Origin of the sequence: Nocardia gipuzkoensis (assembly GCF_021183645.1) — a bacterium.
Taxonomy (GTDB): domain Bacteria; phylum Actinomycetota; class Actinomycetes; order Mycobacteriales; family Mycobacteriaceae; genus Nocardia; species Nocardia abscessus.
Genome location: NZ_CP089225.1, coordinates 7,594,082 through 7,614,054 on the forward strand (window position 1 = coordinate 7,594,082; position 19,973 = coordinate 7,614,054).

Sequence of the window (19,973 nt, forward strand, 5' to 3'; positions counted from 1 at the left end):
TGATACTCATTTTCGACATAGGCGGAATTGACAGCGTGCGAATCTCGATGCTAAACACGTGCTCAGCATTCGCGAGCGGCCACCGGCCGGAGCCCTGGTACACGGGCCGATCCGACTCCCGGCCGCAGGCCGCGGCCTCGGCCACGAGGACCGGCCGAGTCGAGGGCATGCCCGCGGGCGCCCGAGGTGAACGGAGGATCAACCGGATGACATCGACCAGGCCGCCCAACGGCCAGTCCGGCCCGCGCTCTCTGCGAGCGCACCGATGACCCAGACCGAACCCGCCACCACGACCGGCGTCGTCGGCACCCGGGTGCCACGGATCGAGGACGCGCGCTTGGTGACCGGCGCGGGAACCTTCGTCGACGACGTGACCCGCCCCGGCATGGCCCACGCGTGCTTCGTCCGCAGCCCACTCCCCCGCGCGGCGATCGGTGCGATCGATGTCTCCGGTGCGCTGGAATTGGACGGCGTGCTCGCCGTCTATACCGCCGCGGACCTCAATTCGGGCGTGCACGAGATCTCCTACGCGCTCGACATCGTCGGCTTCCCGCCGGTACCCCGGCCGCCGCTGGCCGAGGAGGAGGTCCGCTTCGTCGGCGACCCGGTGGCCTTGGTGATCGCGGTCGACCGGTACGTGGCCGAGGACGCCGCCGAACTGGTGGTCATCGATTACGAGCCACTGGAACCGGTGGTCGACTACGTCACCGCGGCGGATTCGCCGAACCTGGTGCACGCCGGATTCGCGGGGAATTCCGCGGGCGAGATGGGCGGGCGCCCAGCCGCCGATCTGGCGCCGCTGTTCGATTCGGCCGCGCATGTGGTGCGGCAGACGATCTTTCAGCAGGCGTATCTGCCGGTCCCGCTGGAGACCCGCGGGATCGTCGCGGACTGGTCGGCGCCGACGGCGGAGATGACGATCTGGAGTTCCACCCAGTCACCGCACGAAGTGCGCGGATTCTGTGCCCGGCTGCTCGGCATCGACGAGCACCAGGTGCGGGTCATCGCCCGTGACACCGGCGGCGGATTCGGCCTCAAGCAGGTCCCGCTGCGTGAGGACGCCTGCATCCTGCTGGCCGCCCGCAAACTCGGCACCGCGGTGAAGTGGATCGAGGACCGGCAAGAGAACCTGATGGCCGCGGGCATGTCGCGACACGAGCACGCCGATGTCCGGATGGCGTTCGACGCCGAAGGCACCATCCTCGCCGCCGCCATCGACCATGTGCAGAACGTGGGCGCCTATCCGACGCCGTCGCCGCTCACCGGCGGCGTCGTGGTCGGGCTGCTGTTCCCCGGACCGTACCGGATCAGGGACGCCTCCTTCACGGCGAAATTCTTGTACTCCAACACCGTCGGCCGCCTGGCCTACCGAGGGCCGTGGCAGTTCGAATCGGTGGCCCGCGAAATCCTGCTCGACCACGCCGCCCGGCAGATCGGCGTCGATCCGATCGAGCTGCGCAGGCGGAACATGCTGCGCCGCGACGAGTTGCCCTGGGCGAACCCGAACGGCATGACCTTCGACAACATCTCGCCTCTGGAGACCTTGGAGCAGGCGGTCGAGTTGCTGGACTACGAGGGCTTCCGCAAGCAGCAGCGCGAAGCTCGCGCCGATGGCCGCTACCTCGGCGTCGGCACCTGCACCTATGTGGAGCCGACCACCGGCGGCAGCCCGTTCCTGAGCACCGAGGGCGCCACCATCCGCATCGAGCCGTCCGGCAAGGTGAACGTCTACGTCGCGGGCGGCTCGGCGGGCAACAGTCTGGAGACCACGGTCGTCCAGCTGACCGCCGACGCGCTGGGCGTCGAGCTGGCCGATGTGCGAACCATCCAGGGAGACACCGCGATCACGCCGTTCGGCGGTGGCACCGGCGGCAGCCGGTCCGGCTCGATGACCGCGGGCGCGATCGACCGGACGGCCTCGATCCTGCGGGAACGCATCCTGGCGATCGCCGCCCACCGGCTGGGCGCGAGCCCCGAGGACATCGAGTTCAGCCGTAGCCGGGCCACCGTCCGCGGGGCGCCCGACAAGGTGCTGTCACTGGCCGAGATCGCCGAGATCGCGTACTTCCAGGCCGACGCGCTGCCGCCCGGGGTGCCGCCCGGGCTGGAGGCCAGCGGACGGTACAAGACCCCGCAGCTGGCGATCTGGGCCAACGCCACCCACGTGTGCACCTGTGAGGTCGACATCGACACCGGGGAGGTGAAGTTGCTGCGCTACATCGTCAGCGAGGACTGCGGCCCGATGATCAATCCCAGCGTCGTCGAGGGCCAGATCTACGGCGGCACCGTGCAGGGCATCGGCGGCGCGCTCTACGAGCATCTCGCCTACGACGAGAGCGGCAATCCGGTGGCGACCACCTTCTTGGACTATCTGCTGCCGACGGCGACCGAAGCGCCGACGATCGAGGTCGGGCACATCGAGACCCCGAGCCCGGGACCCGGCAATTTCAAGGGCGTCGGCGAGGGCGGGGCCATCGGGGCCACCCCGGCCGTGCTCAACGCCGTCATCGACGCGCTCGCGCCGTTCGGGGTGGAGATCTCGAAACTGCCCCTCTCCCCGGCCACGATCGTGGCACTGCTGGACGAGGCGCGCGCCGCCGGAAAGGGTCCGGCATGAAACCGGCGGCCTTCGAGTACCACGCACCCGCGACCGCGGCCGAGGCCGTCACCCTCTTGGCCGAACTGGGCGAGGAGGCCAAGATCATCGCGGGCGGGCAGAGCCTCGTGCCGATGCTGGCGTTGCGACTGGCCGTGTTCGAGCATCTGGTCGACCTCCGGCGCGTGGACGAGCTGCGCGGCATCGAAACCCGTCCGGATGCGGTCCGGATCGGCGCCGGGACGACGCACGCCGCGGTCGGCCGGTCCGAGGACGTCCGCCGGGGTGCGCCGTTGCTCACCCGGGCCACGCCGCTCATCGGGCACTTCCAGATCCGCAACCGGGGCACGATCGGCGGCGCGATCGCGCACGCCGACGCCGCGGCCGAATACCCCGTCGTTGCGCTGACGCTCGACGCCGACATCGAGACGCTCTCCCCACGCGGACGGCGCACCATCCCGGCATCGGCGTTCTTCACCGGCATGTGGACCACCGATCTGGAGCAGGACGAGATGGTCACCGGGATCGTCTTCCCGGTCTGGCACGGGCGGTGCGGCTTCGCAATCGAGGAATTCACCCGCCGCAGTGGAGATTTCGCGATGGCGGGCGCCACCGTGGCGGTCCGGCTGGATGCGGACTCGCGCGTCGAGCGGTGCGCGATCGGCTTGTTCGGCCTGGCGCCGACCCCGGTGCGGGCCACCGAGACCGAAGCCGAGCTGATCGGTCGACCCGCCGAGGCGACACAGGCCGAGGAGATCGGCCGGAGCGCGACCGCCGGACTGGACGCGGTCTCGTCGGACGTACACGGCTCCGCCGACTACCGGCGCCGAGTCGGAGCGGCGATGGTGGCGCACGCATGGCGACGCGCCGTAGAGGAGGCCCGCAATGACTGACGTCGACATCGAGGTGCGCATCAACGGCACCCTCCGCCGAGACCGAGTGCCGCCCCGGCTGACCCTGGCCGACTACCTGCGCGAGAAGTGCGGCCTCACCGGCACCCACCTCGGGTGCGAGCACGGCGTGTGCGGCGCCTGCACGATCATGCTCGACGGGCAGGCGGTGCGCGCCTGCCTGGTGTTCGCCGTGCAAGCCGACGGCGCCGAACTGACCACCGTCGAGGGCATCGCCGGACCCGACGGCGAACTCTCGCCGGTGCAGGCGGCATTCCGCGCGGAGCACGGGCTCCAGTGCGGATTCTGCACTCCCGGCTTCATCGTGTCCGCCACCGCATTCCTGCGCGACAACCCGGACCCCACCGAGACCGAGATCCGCGAGGGCATCTCCGGGAACCTGTGCCGCTGCACCGGATATCAGGGCATCGTCCGAGCGGTACGCGCCGCCGCCGACTCGGCGAACGCCGAGACGCCCACCGCGCCGCAGGCGTGACCACCGAAGGACTTCCATGAAACTAGACAACACCTTCACCATTCCCGTCCCGGCCGCGCAGGCCTGGCAGGTGCTGCTCGATCTGGAACGCATCGCCCCCTGCGTTCCCGGCGCCACCATCACCTCCCGGGAGGGCGACGACTTCCACGGCAAGATCAAGGTCAAGCTCGGTCCTGTCGGGCTGAGCTACAGCGGGGTCATCAAGGTCGTCTCGCAGGACGAGGCCGCCGGGATCGCCGTGCTGGAAGGGCGCGGTCGCGAAACCCGCGGCAACGGAACGGCCAAGGCCACCATCACCTGCCGCCTCGTCGAATCCGGCACGACCACGGACGTCTTCGTGGACACCGACCTCGCGATCACCGGCAAGCCCGCACAGTTCGGGCGCGGCGCGCTCGCCGACGTGGCGGGCACGCTGATCGGCCAGTTCGCCACCAATCTCGCCGCGGAGATCACCGCGTCGGCGCAGGCCGCGCCGGTACCGGACGCGCCACCGCGCATCCTGTCGGCGGCTCCGGACTCCGCCACACCGGCCGCCGCTCCCACCCACACCGCGCCACGCAAGCCTGCCGAGCCGATCGATCTGCTCCAAGCGGCCGGCGCGAGTAGCGCCACGCGGCTGGGCGGGCTGGCCTTCGCCAGCGTCCTTGTCCTACTCTTCGCCCTTCTGCTCCGCAAACGCTTCGCGCGATCGGTACCCTGATGTCGCGGCCCGCCCGGACGGTGCTCGCCGGGAATCTCCCTCGGAACCCGATCGCGCGGACCCGCCACATTCGCATCGAAACCGGGGCTTTCGCAATGGATTACCAGGCGGGCGCGGCGCAGATAGCGGACGTGGTCGCCGAGTTGGGCGCCCACGGTGGATTCGTCGTCACCGTCGACGACAACGTTCGCCCCGATTTGCCGCACCTGCCGTGCGGCAAACTCTGGGATCAGCGAAGAGTGGAGTGCCCCTTGCCCGCCCTCGCCGTCACGGATCTGCACATGGTGGTGTGCTGTGTGCTGTGCACTGTCTCTTGTGCGCGGTGCTGGGCTGCGGTGTGAGGAAGGGAGTCGAACCCTTCGCACTGCCCATCGTGCGCCGAGAAAGTGGCCGAATATCCCGCCGGCCATCGGGTTCGTGCACGCCTCCGCGATGACTACCTGCTCCACTTGCCCGCTCAGTCCAGCAGTTCGACCTCCCAGTTGGAGCGCTGGATGCGGACGTCGAGTTCCCGCAGTTCCCGGGCCAGGTCGTCGGCCTGCCCGCGCAGTTCGGCGACCGGCAACGCGGAGAACATCTTCAGCTCCGATCGCAACTGACGCGCGTACCCCGGCTGCCCCTTGCCCGCCGCCGCGTCCGCCGCGGCGGTGACCAGGGAGTGCCGCAGGCGCAACGCATCCCGGCGGGCCAGTGCGTCGGTCAAGGTGCCGTCGTCTCCGATCCGCGCGGCGGCGTTGGTGCGATTGATGCGCCGGATCAGCTTCTCGTAGTCCTCGAGCACCTCGCCCGCCTCGGCGAGCAGAGCGGCCGCGTTCTCGGCGGGCTCCTCCCCCTCTTGAAAGCGTGCGTTGCTCACAATGCGAGCGCGCAACTGCTCGATCCGGCGCGCCGAATCCGCGCGCAACGCCAACGCCTCCGCCAGCTTCAAGTCCTCTACCTCCGGACCTCGACTCGTGAAGATCGAGTATCGGTCATTCCACCGGGCGAGTCACGCCGATTTACGCTGCCACCCTGGGAAATCGGCTCCTACTCGCCGTCGTCGCAGGATCGCAGGATCGGCCGCGGCCGATCACCCCCTCGTGGCGGTCAGTGCGGCAGCATGTCGGTCCAGGCTCGGCCGGTCGTGGCGACCAGGTCGCTCTGCTGGTAGAGACGGCCGTCCGGGCCGAGATAGTTCCCAGTTCTCGGGTCGTATCGCGCGATGCCGATCCAGGGCGCGCCAGGCTCTCCGGGTGCTGACGCCGGTGCGGCCGGTGGTGGCGCGCCCGGAACCGAGCGGGAGTCCGGTGGGACGCCTTGCCCTTCGAGGCCGGGGTCGCGCGGATAGGGGCCCAGCAGGGGCTGTTCGGCGGCGAGTGGCTGGAACTGCTCGTCGCTGTTGCACAGCGCGGCGGTCGGCGCCCGCTTGGCGGGGTTGTTCGCGCACGGGATGTTGCGTACTCCGCGCACGGCGATGTCGGAATCCTGGGGCAGTTTGCAGTACAGGCCGTCCGGGGTGTCGATGGTGTCGGTCTGCTCCGGCGATCGCCACGCCGACGGCGGCAGGAATCCGACGGTGCAGGCGGGCGGGTCGGAGATGCCGCCCAACCGGAAGTCGCCGAGGCCGAGGCCGGAGGCGTTCCGATTCGGTTGCACGGCCTGGATCATCGAGATCGCCGGTGGCAGCAGGACGAGTATCTGCTCCAGTCCGGCGTTGTAGGTCACGCCGAGTTGCCCGACGGTCGTCAGGTTGGACAGCAGGATCGGCAGCGTGAGTTTCACCGAGTCCAACAGGTGCGCGACCTCCCCGGTGAATCCGGGACCGGAGCGCAGCAACGTGCGGACCTCCGGATCGTTCTCGACGACCTGACCGGTGATGCCGGCGAGGCTACGCGTCCAGATCCGGACGGCGTCGGCGGAGCGCACTTGCGAATCCAGCAGCGGTCGAGCGTCCTCGACGAGCGTGCGGGTCCGGCCACCGGCTCCGTTCAAGTCGGCGGCGAGGGTCTGCGCCGAGGTCAGCAGGGAGTCCAGGTCGTATCGGGCCCCGTGCATACCCTGGAAGAGTTCATCGAGCAGTTCGTGCAGCTTGTCGGTGGGGATGCTGCCCACGAGATCGCTGAGTGCGTCCAGCATGGGGCCGACCGGCTGCGGGACGGTGGTGTGCCGCGACTCGATCACCGCACCATCGCGCAGATAGGGCGGCGAGTCGATGCGGGGCCGCAGTTCGACGTACTGCTCACCCACCGCGGACACGCTGCGCACCTCCGCGGTCAGGTCGGCGGGAATATCGTAGGAGCTTTCGATCTTCAGGGTGGCGCGCACACCGTCGCCGGTCAGCTCGACCGAGCTCACCTCGCCGATCTCGACGCCACGGTAGGTGACATTGCCGAAGCGGTAGAGCCCGCCGGTGGCGGGCAGTTCGACGGACACGCTGATGGTGCCGACGCCGGCCAGGTGGGGCAAGCGCATATAGACCGTCGCCATCGCCGTCAGCCCGATCACCGACAGGACCGCGAAGATCAGCAACTGGGTGCGGACGAAACGGGACAGCAGCATCAGCGGCCTCCGGTGGTCGGCGGTGTGATCGCGGCACCGAGCGGGTTCGAGGTCTGCTGTGCGTAGCCCGGGTCGCCGATTGCCGCCTGGACCACGGCTGTCGGATCGCCCCACGGCGTGCCGAGCAGCAATTCCCGTTTCAGCCGCGGAACCGTGAGATCGACTGTCGCGAAGAGATTCAGGTAGTCGCCCTGCACCGCGCGGTCGATGACCGTCTGGCCGTACGGGAACACGGTCGCGTACGCCAGCGCCGCATCGATCTGCGGGCCGACGTCGGCCAGCGCCCGCAGCGTCGGCTCCAGGTTGCGCAGATTCGTCACCACATCCGTCTGGACGTCGGTGACCAGGGCGGTGGCGGTGTCGCTGAAGGTGCGCAGCCGATCCAGCGCCGCGATGATGTTCGGCCGCTGCGCCAGCAGCACGTCCAGCGCGGGCGGAAGCCGCTCGAGGGTTTGGGTCACCACATCGCGCTGCTCGGCGAACTGTCCGGTGAGCCGGTTGAGCGCGTCGATCGAGGCGATGATGTCGTCGCGTTGGCCGTCGATGACGCCCATGATCGTGTCCAGGCGCACCAGCAGCGCGCCGATCTGGCCCTGATGTCCGTCGAAGGCGTCGTTCAAGTTGCCGATGATCTCGCCGAGCTGGCCGAGCCCGCCGCCGTTGACGACCACCGACAGCGACGCCAGCGTTTGTTCGGTGGAGGGATAGGTCGAGGATCGGTTCATCGGGATCCTTGCCCCGGTGGCCAGCTTCCCGGACGGTTCGGCGCCCGCGGGTACGTTCAGCGCGAGGTGACTGGACCCGAGCAGGCTGGTCTGCCCGATTGTCGCGACGACGTTCGCGGGCACCGCCGCGTCCGCGCGGATGGACGCCTCCACCACCGCATGCCAGCCGTCGAGCCGGATCCCGCGCACGCTGCCGACCACGACGTCGTCCACGAGTACCGGCGAATTCGCCACCAAGGTGCCGGCATTCGCCATGTCCACCTGGACGACGGTCGCGTCCGCACCCTGTCCAGGGGCGCCGGGCAGCGGCAGCGAGTTCACTCCGTGCCATCCGCATCCCGTGAGCGTCAGGATCGCGCAGGCGCTCACGGCGAGCAGCGGACGACAGCCGCGTCGCGGAAAAGTTCTCATGGTCAACGCCTTCCGCCGGGGAACAGGATGTCCGCGAGGCTCGGCAAGGGCGGTGGTGGCGGCCCCTCGGTCGCCACCACCTGGGGGATCAGGTGGTCTTCGGTGTAGATGAGGTTCTCCGGGCGCGCGCTCGGCCCGTGCAAGGGGTTGACCGGGAACGGAAGATAGTTGAAGTTCAGCAGTCCCAGCACCGGCCCGAGATAGTCACGGCACTTCCGCGCCGCCTCCGCGGTGGTCGTCTTCTCCAGGCTGGCGATGGACGAGCACACGAATTGCACGGGATCGGAGAAATTGTTCAGCACGAATACGCCCGCCTCGGTCGCGGTGTCCGGGTTGTAGATGTTGTAGAAGTTGGCGATGCTCGTGGGGAAAATGTGCAGCAGTTCCTCGACGTCGTCGCGGTGATCGACCAGGTTCTGGGTCACGTTCACCAGGCGCTGCACCTGTTCGGACGCGCCGTCCCGGTTGGCGGAGACGAACCGCTGGACCTCCCCGACCGCGACGGACAGCTCGCTCAGCGCGGCATCCAGGTCCGATCTGCTGTCGGCGAGCACGCTGGACAGGCTGGCCAGCCGGTTCTGGAATTCGACGATCTGCACGTCGCTGTCGCGCAGCACCGTCACGAAGTGTTGCAGGTCGGCGATGATGCCGACGATGTCGCCGCTGCCGTCGGCCAATACCCGCCCGATGCCGGACAGCTGAGCCAGCGTCTGCCGCAACTTCGCGCCGTTGTCCGCCATAGCGTTCGCGGCGCTGTCGATGAAACGGCCGGTCGCGCTGCCGGTCAGGTCCATGCCGGGGCCGAGTTCGGTGGCCAGCCGGGTGAGCTGGGTCTTCACCTCGTCCCACTCGACCGGGACGGCGGTGCGCTCCAAGGGGATCACCCCGCCGTCGGGCAGCGTCGGCCCCTGCGTGCGGTAGGCGGGCGTCAGCTGCACGTAGCGGGCGCCGACCAGGCTCTGGGCGACGATCACCGCCTTGACGTCGGCCGGAATCGGGACGTCACGGTCGACCTCCAGCACCATCTCGGTGCTGGTCCCCCGCGGTTGGATGGCGGCGATGCGGCCGACTTCGACACCGGCCACGCGCACATCGTCGCCTTGGTAGATCGCGGTGGCGGAGGCGAAGACCGCGCGAATGGTCCTCGGGCCGAACACTGTCCGATACCCGAGGTAGGCACCGGTGACGATCAGCGAGACGACCATCACCGCACCGACGACGCCGAGAATTCTCTTCTTCATCGGGGCGGCTCCGGGCTCGGGAGGGGGAACTGGCTGGGTGGCTGGATGCCGAAGGCCTGATCGATGAACGGCTGGATGAGCTGGGCGGGGATCAGATTCGCCACATAGGCGTTGTAGAACGGGCCGCCGGACACGGCTTCGCCCTGGGTGAGCGCGACTTTGGCCAGACCCGGAATCGCCGCGCCGATGTTGTCGCGATTCTTCTCCAGCATCGCCACCACCGAGTTCAGCCGATCCAGCGTCGGCGCGAGCTCGGCTTCGTTGTCCGCGACCAAGCCAGAGAGTTGCCTGGCCACCGCGGCGGTGTTGGCCAGCAGCTCGACGATCGCCTGACGGCGCGCGGCCAATACGGCCAGCAGCGAATTCGCGTTCAGGATCAGCGCGTTCAGCTGCCCGCCCCGTTGCGAGAGGATCTCGGTGACGTCGGCGGTGGTTCTGAGCATTTCCCGCAGTGCGCTGTTGCGGCTGTTGATCGAGCGGGACAGCTGAGTCACGCCGTCGAAGGCCGGCCCCAGCTGCGGCGCGACGCGGTCCAGTGTCGAGGAGAGCATGTCCAGCGACCGGTTGAGCGAGTCGGTGTCGATCTCCGAGACATTGGTGGCCAGCTCGCCCACCGCGTCGGTCAGCGAGTAGGGCGAGGAGGTCCGCTCCAGCGGGATGATGCCGAACGGCCGCAGCGTGTCGCCACCGGCGGACACCACGGTCAGCACCCGCTTGCCCAGCAGCGAACCGGTCTTGATCTGCGCCGCGCTCTCGTCGCCGAGCCGGATCGTCTCATCGATCGCGAACGTCACCCAGGCGTCGCCCTCGCGGAGCGAGACACCCGACACTCGGCCCACTTTCAGGCCGGAGACGATCACGTCGTCACCGACGGCCAGCCCGCCCGCCTCGCTGAAGACGGCCTGGTACCGCACGGTGGTCGCCCATTCGATGAACTTCTGGGACTGCAGTCCGACCAGGATGACGCAGACCGCGAGCACGACGCCGATGACGCCGTGCCGGGCCAGATGACTTCCGCGGTACTCGAGCATCGCTACCCGCTACACCTTCCGGTTTTCTGCTCGATCCAGGGCAGCACCGCCACCTGCCCCGCGTCGTCGGTCACCCGGACGGTCACCGCGCAGATGTAGTACTGGATGAAGTTGCCGTAGGCGCCGGTGCGCACCAGCTTGCGGTAGTTGCCCGGCGCCCGCTGCAAGGCGTCGTCCAGCCGCTGCTTGTCCTGGTCGACCAGCGGGGCCAGCCGCGCGAGCTGATCGACGGTGCCCGCCAGCGGCGGACGGGCCCGGGTCAGCAAGTCGGCGATGGTCGCCGTGCCGTTGTCGAGAGCGACGATCGCTTCGGCGATCGGGTCGCGGTCCTGCGACAGGTGGGCGACCAACTGTTCCAGCCGGTCTATGGTGCCCGCGAACTTCTCGCCGTCTTTCGCCAGCGTCGCCATCACGGCGCCGAGGTGGTCGATCACCTGTCCGATCACCTCGCTGTGCCCGGCGAGCGCGGTGGTGAACGAGGAGGTCCGCGACAGCAGCGAGTCGAGGGTGCCCTCCTTGCCCTGGAATATCTCCAGCAGTGACCAGGTCAACGCGTTCACCTCATGCGCGTTCAGACCTTGGATCACCGGCTTCAGGCCGCCGAGCAGGAGGTCGAGGTCGAGCGCGGGCGAGGTCCGCTCGACGGGGATTTCCGAGCCCGCCCTCAGGATTCCGGTCGATCCGGCGGTGTCGGACAATTCCAGGTAGCGGTCGCCGACCAGATTGAGATACCGGACGGCTGCCGCCGTGCCGTTCGTCAGCGCGACGCCGCGTTCGGCGTCGAAGGTCACCCTGACCTTGTGGTCGTCGCGCAACGAGACCGCGCGAACCGTGCCCACCTCCACTCCGGCGATCCGCACGGTATTGCCCGACCGCAGCCCGGAGGAGTCGGTGAACACGGCGGCGTATTCGACCCGCGACCCGCTCTTATAGTCGCCGAACACGAGCAGCAGGAATCCGGACAGCACGAGCATCACCGCGGCGAAGACGCCGAACTTCAGCAACGGCGAGTTACGTTGCGTCATCGGGGTGCCCCCTGCCCCGGTGCCCCGGCGAACGGACCGAACAGCGCCTGCGGGAGGTTGCCCACGTTCAGCTCCACGGTCTGGTTGCCCTGCTCGAACGGGTTCGCGCCGACGTCGGCGACGACGAACGGCGGCCGTCCCTCGTACGGAACCGGAATCACCGAACATTGCGGACCGCCCGTGGCGGCCACCTTCGGCAGATGCCGCGGATACCGGTAGGGCTCGGTGCCGAACAGGAAGTTCGCCGACAGCCCGAGGCCGGGCACGTCGACCGGCTTCGACCGCGACAGCCACCCGAAGCCGTCGAGCGCACAGGTCAAGGCCTCGTGGTACTCGCTGGTCAGCGTCGTGGTGGGCACCAGGGCCGCCAGCGCGCTGTCCAGCGCGGCGCGGTTGTCGCCGAGCACCTGGGTTCCGATGTCGGACAATCCGATCAGCCCGATCAGCATGGCATCGAGATTCTGCTGTTCGTCCACGATCGTCCGGCTGATCGCGGCGGTGTTGCGAGCAGTGTCCAGCAGGGCGGGCGCCGCGTCGGCGTAGGTGTTCAACACCTGCGGCGCCATGGCGAGATCCGTTTGCAGAGCGGGCAGTCCGGGCTCGAGCTGGGCGAGGAAGTTCTCCAGGTCGCCGAGCATCAGACCCAGTTTGTCGCCGCGCCCGCCGGTCGCGTCGGCGATCGCGCCGAGCGTCTCGTTCAGCTTCTCCGGTTCGATGCGGCCCAGCACCGAGGTCAGCTGCTGGAAGACGGTGTTGATCTCCACGGTGACGTGGTCGGATTCGAGCACCTGCCCGGCACGCATCGCTTGCCGCGCAGGGCGTTCCGGCGGGACGAGTTGGACGAATTTCGCACCGAACACCGTCGTCGAGGCGATGTCCACCCGCACGTCGGCGGGAATGAGATCCAGCTGTCCGGCGTCGATGGCCAACCGGATCGATGCGAGCCCGTCGGCGTGTTCCTCGATCGATTCGACCTTGCCCACCGTGACACCGCGCATCTTGACGTCGGCGTCCGGATACATCACCAGGCCGGCACGCGGCGACAGCACGGTCACCGGCACGGTGTCGGCGAACCCGCCGTTGAACATGGTCAGGCTCAGGCTGACCACCGCGATACCCAGGGCGATGGACGCAAGCCCGGCCGCGGGACGCGCCAGCTCGCGCGACAGCGCTGCGAGCGACTTCATCGTCGATGACATATCGGCACCTCTCAGCCGGACAGGTCGAAGTTCCCGTTGGCGCCGTAGACCGCCAGCGAAACCAGCAGGGTCACCGACACGACGCCGATGAGCGAGGTCCGGACGGCGTTTCCCACCGCGATGCCGACACCCGCCGGTCCCCCGCTGGCGAAGAAACCGAAGTAGGTGTGGATCAGCAGGACCGTCAGGGCCATCAAGATCGCCTGCACGAACGACCACACCAGGTCGATCGGGTTCAGGAAGGTCCCGAAGTAGTGGTCGTACAGCCCGGCGGACTGCCCCAGCAGCACGACGGTGGTCAGTCTGCTCGCGATGAACGAGGCGATGACCGCCAGGGCGTACAGCGGGACGATCGCGATCATGCCCGCGACGATCCTGGTGCCGACCAGGTAGGCGATCGGTTCGATCGCCAGCGATTCCAGCGCGTCGATCTCCTCGTTGATCCGCATCGCGCCGAGCTGGGCGGTGGCGCCCGCGCCGAAGGTGGCCGCCAGCCCGATGCCCGCGACCACCGGCGCGGAGATGCGCACGTTGATGAACGCCGAGAGGAAGCCGGTCAGTGCCTCGATGCCGATGTTGCCCAGCGAGCTGTAGCCCTGGACGGCGAGGGTGCCGCCGGTGGCCAGGGTCAGGAACCCGACGATCACCACCGTCCCGCCGAACACCGCCAGCGCCCCGGAGCCCATGCTGATCTCGGCGATGAGCCGGACCGTTTCCCGCCGGTAGTGCCAGGCGGCGAACGGCGCGTACACCAGCGCCTTCAGATAGAAGATGGCGTGGTCGCCGAGCCGGCCCAACGCTTGATACGGCCGCCGGATCCGCCGAAATGTCTTGGGATAGCGCGCGATCAGGGTCACGAGCGCCGCTCCTTCACCGGACGGTCATCTGAATGCCGATCGCCGTGACGACGACATTGATCACGAACAGGGACATGAAGGCGTAGACCACGGTCTCGTTGACCGCGTTGCCGACGGCCTTGGCCCCGCCGGTCACGATCAACCCCCGGTAGCAGGCGACGAGTCCGGCCACGAGCCCGAACAGCAAAGCCTTGACCGAGGAGATGATCACCTCGTCGATCCCGGTCAGCAGCGTGATCCCGGCCGCGAAGGCGCCCGGATTCACGTCCTGCACATAGACGGAGAACACGTAGCCGCCGATCACGCCGATGATGCACACCAGGTTGTTCAGCAGGAACGCCACCAAGCCGGAGGCGAGCATCCGTGGCGTCACCAGTCGTTGCACCGGATCGATGCCGAGGACCTGCATCGCCGCGATCTCCTCGCGGATGGTGCGCGAGCCGAGGTCGGCGCACATCGCCGTCGCGCCGGACCCGGCCACGATCAGCACGGTGACCATCGGGCCCACCTGCGTCACCGCGCCGAACGCGGCGCCCGCCCCGCTGAGGTCGGCGGCACCGAGTTCCCGCAACAGGATGTTGAGGGTGAAACTGACCAGCACCGTGAACGGAATCGCCACCAGCAGCGTCGGCACCAGCGAGACACGCACGATGAACCACGACTGCTCGAGGAATTCCCTGGTCTGGAACGGTCTGCGGAACAAGAACCGCACGGCGTCCGCGGACATCGCGAACAGCCCGCCGACGGCCTGCATGGGCCCCGACGCCGCTCGCGCGAGCGTGGCAGGCAGGCCCCGCCCCGGCAGCAGACGGTTGCGTCCCGTTCCTGCGCGCCCGAATGGCCCGGTCGCGGCAGGAGGAGGCGCCTGTGCCTGGGATTGCATTAATCACCCTCTCGGTGGTGGAAAATGCCATTCTCATATATGCATACGGTTGCACACTTGAAATGAGAATTCAATACGCGGATGTACTGGCGATTACACGGATGCCGCAGGAAGGCGCGCACATCGAAGGCGCTCGACAGGGTGGGACCGGTCGGCGCGGCGGGCTGCGCCCCGCGACCGGATGACGAGCGGTCGAACGGCGCGACGGGAAGAGGCGAGCGCGAACGGCCGAGGATCAGCCGGGCGCGAAGCGATGTGGAGCTGGGAGAGTCAGCCGACGGGACTGAGGTCGGCACCGATCGGCGGGAAGGACGACAGTCCGCTGCGGAAGACCTCCGTGGTCCCGACCGCGGTGGCCGGTACCGCCGCCGCGGTCAGCGCCTGCGCTTTGAAGGCCTGCGCGGCAACGCTGAGCCGGTGCAGCACCGGATCGACCCGGTGCTCCGGCGGCGACGGCCAGCCCTCACCCCAGACCACCACTTGGACGCCACCGTCGTCGAGCGCCTTCAACAGACCCCGGCGCGCCCGGCGATCGCATTCGCACACGTCGGCGGCGACCGCGAGCGCGTGCGGCTGACGACCCTGCCCGCGCGAGGCGAGCACCTGCTCGAGTTCCAGCACTTCCGCGCCGAGGATGCGCAGCGGCCGGGTATCCGACAGATCGGCGACGAGCACCGTGACGTCCCATCCGGCGACGGACCGGTCGAACAGCCATCCGCCCGCGTGCTCGACGACATCGACGACGCTGGTCGCGACGACGTCGAGGCGGTATCTCATCGTTCCCCAGCCGGAGCGAAGTCGCGGGCCAGTGACCTGGTGTACTCGTGAAACACCTCGGTCAGCGGGATCGAGTGATCGAGCATCCATGAGATCTCCATTCCATTGATGAAAGCGACGATTTCCACAGCCCGGATGTCAGGATCGAAATCGGGCCGGAACCGTCCGATCTCCTGGTTGCGGCGGATGACGTCGGCGACGATGCCGACGGCCACCTTCCAACGGTCGAGCAAGCGCTCGTGCAGTGGAGCCTCGGGCAGCAGGTTCTCCACCAGTAGAACTACGAAGGTGCCCACCAGCTCCGGTGAGCGCTGGATGCGGTCGGCGACCTTACGAATCTCCAGGAACAGATCGCCGGTCACGTCGGCTTCGCGGGCGTCGTCGGCGTCGCGGGCGTCGAGCACGGCGTGCAGGAGTTGCTCCTTGGACTGGAAATGGTGCAGCAGCCCGGCCGGGCTCACGCCGGCCTCCCGGGCGATCTGAGCCAACGTGGTACTGCGCCAGCCATTTCGGGTGAGCAGTCGCTGGGCGACAGCCAGGATGCGCTGTCGGCGGTCTTCACCTTTTGCCAGCAGGGAGGCGTAAGGACGAGGAGTAGTCACGAAAATCCCTGTTCGATCAAACCTAGTGAACACACAGTAGGTTGGTTTTACCGATGTGACAAGGGTCTCACGCGCATCGATTCAACCTCTCCGAAACCTTCACCTGACACCGGCGATCGGATAGGACCCTTGGAAGAACAGATCCGCCTCGGCGACGACACCCTGGGTGATCACACCGGTTCTGCCGGATTCTGTTGATAACCACATTCTCGCTGTACAAGACGCATTAACTGGCCGGAATATGACGACGGGTATAGGTCTCCCTCTCCCATTGTGATAACGTCATTCCCACAACGGACACCGCCGCGATCCGAGGAGGATCGCCGCCGCGCGGGTCATCGCGAGCCCGGCCACCACAGTCGAGGCGGATCTCCGGTCGCGGCCCACGCCGCCGCCGGGCTCCGCGTTCGCCACCCACGCCGGCGGGACGGCGGTTCCGTGCAGCCAACAGATCCATGGGAGGGTCAAGATGTCGGTTCCGACCAGCAGTGCTTCGTTGTACCCGCCCGGCGGCTTCGGTCCCCCGAAGGACCGCCGGGGGCACGCCGAGGGTTCGGTGGGCCTGCCCGCGGGCACCGAAGTGTTCTCCGCCGACAACCACATCTCGCTGGCGCACGACATCTTCTACGAGCGTTTCCCGGAATCCCTCAAGGACCGGGCCCCACGCGTGTGGTACGAGGACGGCGCCTACCAGCTCGGCCGGAAGGGCAAGTCGTTCCTGCCCGGAGACTTCAGCCACGTGCTGATGCAGTACGACCCGCTGGACGGTTCCGGCAGCGCCAACTTGGAGGCACGCATCGCGGATCTGCGCGCCGACGGCATCGCCAAGGAACTCGCGTTCCCGAACGCGCTGCTGGCGCTGCTGTTCTACCCGGACAAAGAGATCCGGGAACTGTCCTTCCGGGTGTACAACGCCTACATCGCGGAGTTGCAGGAACAATCCGACGGCACCTTCTACGGCGTCGGGCTGATCAACTGGTGGGACGCCGACGGCGCTCGCCGCACCCTCACGGAACTGAAGTCGCTGGGACTCAAGACTTTCCTGTTGCCGCTGTCGGCGGGCAAGGACGACGAGGGCAAGGTCATCGACTACGCGAGCACCGCGATGATCCCGGTGTGGGACGCGATCGAGGAGTCCGGCGTACCGGTCTCCCACCACATCGGTGAGTCGCCGCTGTCGAGCCCCTGCGAAATCAACAGCGTCGCCGTCGGCATGATGCACAACGTCGCGCCGTTCCGGGAGCTGTTCTCCAAGTACATCTTCAGCGGCATCATCGACCGGCATCCCGGCCTCAGCATCGGCTGGTTCGAAGGTGGCGTGAACTGGGTGCCCGCGGCGATCCAGGACGCCGAGCACATGCTGGCCTCCTTCCAGCACATGCTCGACCGCCCGGTCGAGCACGACGTGCGCTACTACTGGGACAACCACATGCGCGCGTCGTTCATGGTGGACCCGCTCGGGCTGTCGCTGATCGATCGCATCGGCCGCGACCGCGTCATGTGGTCGTCGGACTACCCGCACAACGAGAGCACGTTCGGCTACTCGGAGAAGTCTCTGGAAGCCGTCGTGCAGGCGGTGGGCCCACAGGACGCCGCCCGCATCGTCAGCGGCAACGTGGCGGAATTCCTGGGTCTGGTCTCATGACGTCGTTCCCCGTCGCGGCGACCTCGTCCGTCGAGATCCCCGAGATACCGGATCGCGCCCGCATGCGGCGCGCCACCGGGGCGCGGCTGCGATCGGCCATGGCCGATCAGGGCGTCGACGCGCTGATCCTGCTGAACAACAGCAACGTCGTGTACGCGACCGGTGCGAACTGGCCCCTCGGCGACGCGGGGCTCGCGCACGTCGAGCGACCGGTCGCCGTGGTCGTCGCGGGCGATCCGTGGCCACACCTCTTCCTGCCTTTCCGGGAGGGAGCCTCGGCGGAATCGGATCTGCCCGCCGATCACCTGCACGGGCCCATCTACCTCGAATTCGACGAGGGCGTGGCGAATTTCGCCCGACTGATCGCCGATCTCGTCCCGGAAGGGGCGACCATCGCGGTGGACGAGTGCACCGGCGCCATGTCGCGAGCGCAGTCCACGCTGTTCCCCGGCGGCCCTCCGTCGGACGCCGCGGCCGTCATCGGACCCGCGAAACTGGTCAAGACACCGGACGAGATCGCCTGCATCCGCACCGCGTGCCGGATCACCGAGCGGGCCATGGTCGACGTGCAGGCGGCGCTGGCGCCGGGACGCAGGCAGATGGATCTGTCGGCGAGCTTCGTGCGCCGGGCCTTCGAGTTGGGCGCCACCGCCAACATGCTCGACGCCATCTGGCAGGTGATGCCGGAGACCAAGGCCGACGGCGTCTGGACCACGCACGGCGATCTCGCCCTCCCGCTACTGACCACAGAGCGGGAACTGGCTGCCGGCGACGTGCTCTGGACCGACGTCAGCATCACCTACGGCGGTTACTGTTCGGACTTCGGCCGCACCTGGACGGTCGGCGCCGAGCCCGACGCTCGTCAGCAGAAGCAGTTCGAGCGCTGGCGGGAGATTCTCACCGCGGTGCTGGACGTGACCCGCGCGGGGGCCACCGCCGCCGAACTCGCTCGGGCGGCGATCGCCGCCAACGGCGGCACCAAACCCTGGCTGCCGCATTTCTACCTGGGACACGGAATCGGCGTGAGCGCCGCCGAGATGCCGATGATCGGCACCGATCTCGGCGACGAGTTCGACGAGAACTTCGTGTTCGAACCGAACATGGTGCTGGTTCTGGAGCCGGTGGTCTGGGAGGACGGCACCGGCGGCTACCGAAGCGAGGAAATCATCGTGATCACCGAAGAGGGCTGGACGTCCCTCACCGACTACCCCTATGCCCCGTATGGCCACTGAGGTCGTGCCGGACGATCGCGCCCTGCGACATGGGCGGCGCGATCGTGCACTGGCACAGATGGAAGCCCATGACCTGGACGTCCTGGTTCTCGGACGCCAGGCCAACGCCCGCTACGTCTCTGGCACACCGCAACTGTGGGTCGCGGGCACCCGCCCGTTCGGGCCGGTGGCGACGGTGGTGCGGGAAACACGTGCGGTGCATCTGCTGAGCACCTGGGACGAAGGCGTGCCCGAGGACATCCCGCACGATCACCTCTACGGGATCGCGTGGAATCCGATGAACACCATCGGTGTGCTGCAAGGCATCGAGGGAGCCGCCACCGCCCGGCGGGTCGGCACCGACGCGTTGTCGCCCACCTTCGCGAAGCTGCTGCCGATCGCCTTCCCCAACGCCGAGCTGGTCGACGGCGAACTCGCGATGCGCGCCGCGCGCCGGATCAAGACCGACCAGGAAGTGCAGGTGCTGCGCGGCACGCTGCGGATCGCCGAGGCAGGTCTGTCCGCCGCGGTGGCCGAGCTCGCGCCGGGCGTCACCGAACAGGCGCTGATCGGCGTGCTGCTCGAAGCCATGGCGGCCGGCGGCGTCAGCACCCCGGCGTCACAGGACTCGGCTTGGGTGACCTCGCGGGAACACCCGTGGCGGCGGGCCGGCGCGGATCGGCGCGTGCAGCCGGGCGACCTGGTGGCCTTCTCCGCCGGGGTCCTCGGTGAGGGCTACATCGGCGAGGTCGGCCGTACCTGGCCGGTCGGCGGTGAGGGCGACGACAGCGTCCGGAAGCTGTACCGGCGGTGGGACGGGTTGTGGGCGCGCCTGATCGAGGCATGCCGCCCCGGATCGGCAGGCACGGATCTGCTGGCCGCCTACGAGATCGCGGGGGAACCGCTGCCGCCGATGCCGGTAGCGCGGGGCCTCGGCATGGGTTTCGACCCGCCGGTGGTGACCTCGCACCTGCGGGCGAGCGCCGAGGCGGAGCGCATGGAACCCGGCATGGTGCTCGCGGTCACCGGTTACGTGTGGGAACCGGGTGTCGGGGCGGTTTTCGGACGCGACGCGGTGCTGATCACCGAGGACGGCGCCGAGGTGCTCACCGTCGCTCCGCACTGGGAGCACTAGGGATCGGTGCT

Annotated in this window: 19 protein-coding genes; 8 read left to right on the forward strand and 11 right to left on the reverse strand. The window is 68.4% G+C overall.

The genetic code is table 11. The features are described from left to right. Window positions 1-265: 265 nt before the first annotated feature. From LTT66_RS34495 to LTT66_RS34515, 5 genes are all read left to right on the forward strand, one after another. Window positions 266-2,617 (forward strand): xanthine dehydrogenase family protein molybdopterin-binding subunit, encoded by a 2,352-nt coding sequence (locus tag LTT66_RS34495; RefSeq protein ID WP_233062670.1) that lies wholly within the window; start codon window positions 266-268, stop codon window positions 2,615-2,617. Beyond that, on the forward strand, window positions 2,614-3,489 hold the full coding sequence (locus tag LTT66_RS34500; RefSeq protein ID WP_233062671.1) for an FAD binding domain-containing protein: 876 nt from the start codon (window positions 2,614-2,616) through the stop codon (window positions 3,487-3,489). The genes LTT66_RS34495 and LTT66_RS34500 overlap by 4 nt, the downstream gene beginning before the upstream one ends. Next, window positions 3,482-3,982, forward strand: coding sequence for a (2Fe-2S)-binding protein (locus tag LTT66_RS34505; protein WP_233062672.1), 501 nt, complete (start codon window positions 3,482-3,484; stop codon window positions 3,980-3,982). The genes LTT66_RS34500 and LTT66_RS34505 overlap by 8 nt, the downstream gene beginning before the upstream one ends. A gap of 16 nt (window positions 3,983-3,998) precedes the next feature. After that, window positions 3,999-4,682, forward strand: coding sequence for an SRPBCC family protein (locus tag LTT66_RS34510; RefSeq protein WP_233062673.1), 684 nt, complete (start codon window positions 3,999-4,001; stop codon window positions 4,680-4,682). A gap of 95 nt (window positions 4,683-4,777) precedes the next feature. After that, window positions 4,778-5,023 (forward strand): hypothetical protein, encoded by a 246-nt coding sequence (locus LTT66_RS34515; protein ID WP_233062674.1) that lies wholly within the window; start codon window positions 4,778-4,780, stop codon window positions 5,021-5,023. Between the two features lie 116 nt (window positions 5,024-5,139). On the opposite strand, the gene LTT66_RS34520 is transcribed toward LTT66_RS34515, so the two are convergent. The 11 genes from LTT66_RS34520 to LTT66_RS34570 form a co-directional block, all read right to left on the reverse strand. After that, complete coding sequence (locus LTT66_RS34520) at window positions 5,140-5,610, reverse strand: DIP1984 family protein (protein WP_181721235.1); 471 nt, start codon at window positions 5,608-5,610, stop codon at window positions 5,140-5,142. Between the two features lie 158 nt (window positions 5,611-5,768). Then, entirely contained in the window at window positions 5,769-7,217 is a 1,449-nt protein-coding gene (locus tag LTT66_RS34525; RefSeq protein ID WP_233069499.1) for an MCE family protein, read from the reverse strand. Between the two features lie 2 nt (window positions 7,218-7,219). Then, a complete protein-coding gene (locus LTT66_RS34530; RefSeq protein ID WP_233062675.1) occupies window positions 7,220-8,356 on the reverse strand; it encodes an MCE family protein in 1,137 nt (378 codons plus the stop codon). 2 nt (window positions 8,357-8,358) lie between these two features. Beyond that, window positions 8,359-9,597: an MCE family protein gene (locus LTT66_RS34535; RefSeq protein ID WP_233062676.1), complete on the reverse strand. Its 1,239-nt coding sequence runs from the start codon at window positions 9,595-9,597 to the stop codon at window positions 8,359-8,361. Continuing rightward, on the reverse strand, window positions 9,594-10,628 hold the full coding sequence (locus LTT66_RS34540; protein WP_233062677.1) for an MCE family protein: 1,035 nt from the start codon (window positions 10,626-10,628) through the stop codon (window positions 9,594-9,596). The genes LTT66_RS34535 and LTT66_RS34540 overlap by 4 nt, the downstream gene beginning before the upstream one ends. 2 nt (window positions 10,629-10,630) lie before the next feature. Then, window positions 10,631-11,653 carry an MCE family protein gene (locus LTT66_RS34545; RefSeq protein ID WP_233062678.1) on the reverse strand — a complete coding sequence of 341 codons (1,023 nt, stop codon included), beginning with the start codon at window positions 11,651-11,653 and terminating at the stop codon, window positions 10,631-10,633. Continuing rightward, on the reverse strand, window positions 11,650-12,852 hold the full coding sequence (locus LTT66_RS34550) for an MCE family protein (protein WP_233062679.1): 1,203 nt from the start codon (window positions 12,850-12,852) through the stop codon (window positions 11,650-11,652). The genes LTT66_RS34545 and LTT66_RS34550 overlap by 4 nt, the downstream gene beginning before the upstream one ends. Before the next feature lie 11 nt (window positions 12,853-12,863). Further along, the gene (locus tag LTT66_RS34555; protein WP_372478690.1) at window positions 12,864-13,709 is read right to left on the reverse strand and encodes an MlaE family ABC transporter permease; all 846 of its coding nucleotides are present in this window, start codon (window positions 13,707-13,709) and stop codon (window positions 12,864-12,866) included. 13 nt (window positions 13,710-13,722) lie between these two features. After that, window positions 13,723-14,463, reverse strand: coding sequence for an MlaE family ABC transporter permease (locus LTT66_RS34560; RefSeq protein ID WP_227955026.1), 741 nt, complete (start codon window positions 14,461-14,463; stop codon window positions 13,723-13,725). Window positions 14,464-14,862: 399 nt separating this feature from the next. Next, window positions 14,863-15,369, reverse strand: a complete 507-nt coding sequence (locus tag LTT66_RS34565) for a hypothetical protein (RefSeq protein ID WP_043701826.1) — start codon at window positions 15,367-15,369, stop codon at window positions 14,863-14,865. Beyond that, complete coding sequence (locus LTT66_RS34570; protein ID WP_195102945.1) at window positions 15,366-15,971, reverse strand: TetR/AcrR family transcriptional regulator; 606 nt, start codon at window positions 15,969-15,971, stop codon at window positions 15,366-15,368. Before LTT66_RS34570 ends, LTT66_RS34565 begins: the two co-directional genes overlap by 4 nt. Window positions 15,972-16,440: 469 nt before the next feature. Between LTT66_RS34570 and LTT66_RS34575 the strand changes: the two genes are divergently transcribed. Genes LTT66_RS34575 through LTT66_RS34585 form a run of 3 tightly spaced genes read left to right on the forward strand, consistent with a single transcriptional unit; the run spans window position 16,441 to window position 19,962 of the window. Further along, entirely contained in the window at window positions 16,441-17,616 is a 1,176-nt protein-coding gene (locus tag LTT66_RS34575) for an amidohydrolase family protein (protein ID WP_233062680.1), read from the forward strand. Beyond that, complete coding sequence (locus LTT66_RS34580; protein WP_233062681.1) at window positions 17,613-18,848, forward strand: M24 family metallopeptidase; 1,236 nt, start codon at window positions 17,613-17,615, stop codon at window positions 18,846-18,848. The genes LTT66_RS34575 and LTT66_RS34580 overlap by 4 nt, the downstream gene beginning before the upstream one ends. Then, window positions 18,838-19,962 (forward strand): M24 family metallopeptidase, encoded by a 1,125-nt coding sequence (locus tag LTT66_RS34585; RefSeq protein WP_233062682.1) that lies wholly within the window; start codon window positions 18,838-18,840, stop codon window positions 19,960-19,962. The genes LTT66_RS34580 and LTT66_RS34585 overlap by 11 nt, the downstream gene beginning before the upstream one ends. The last annotated feature ends 11 nt before the right edge of the window (window positions 19,963-19,973 follow it).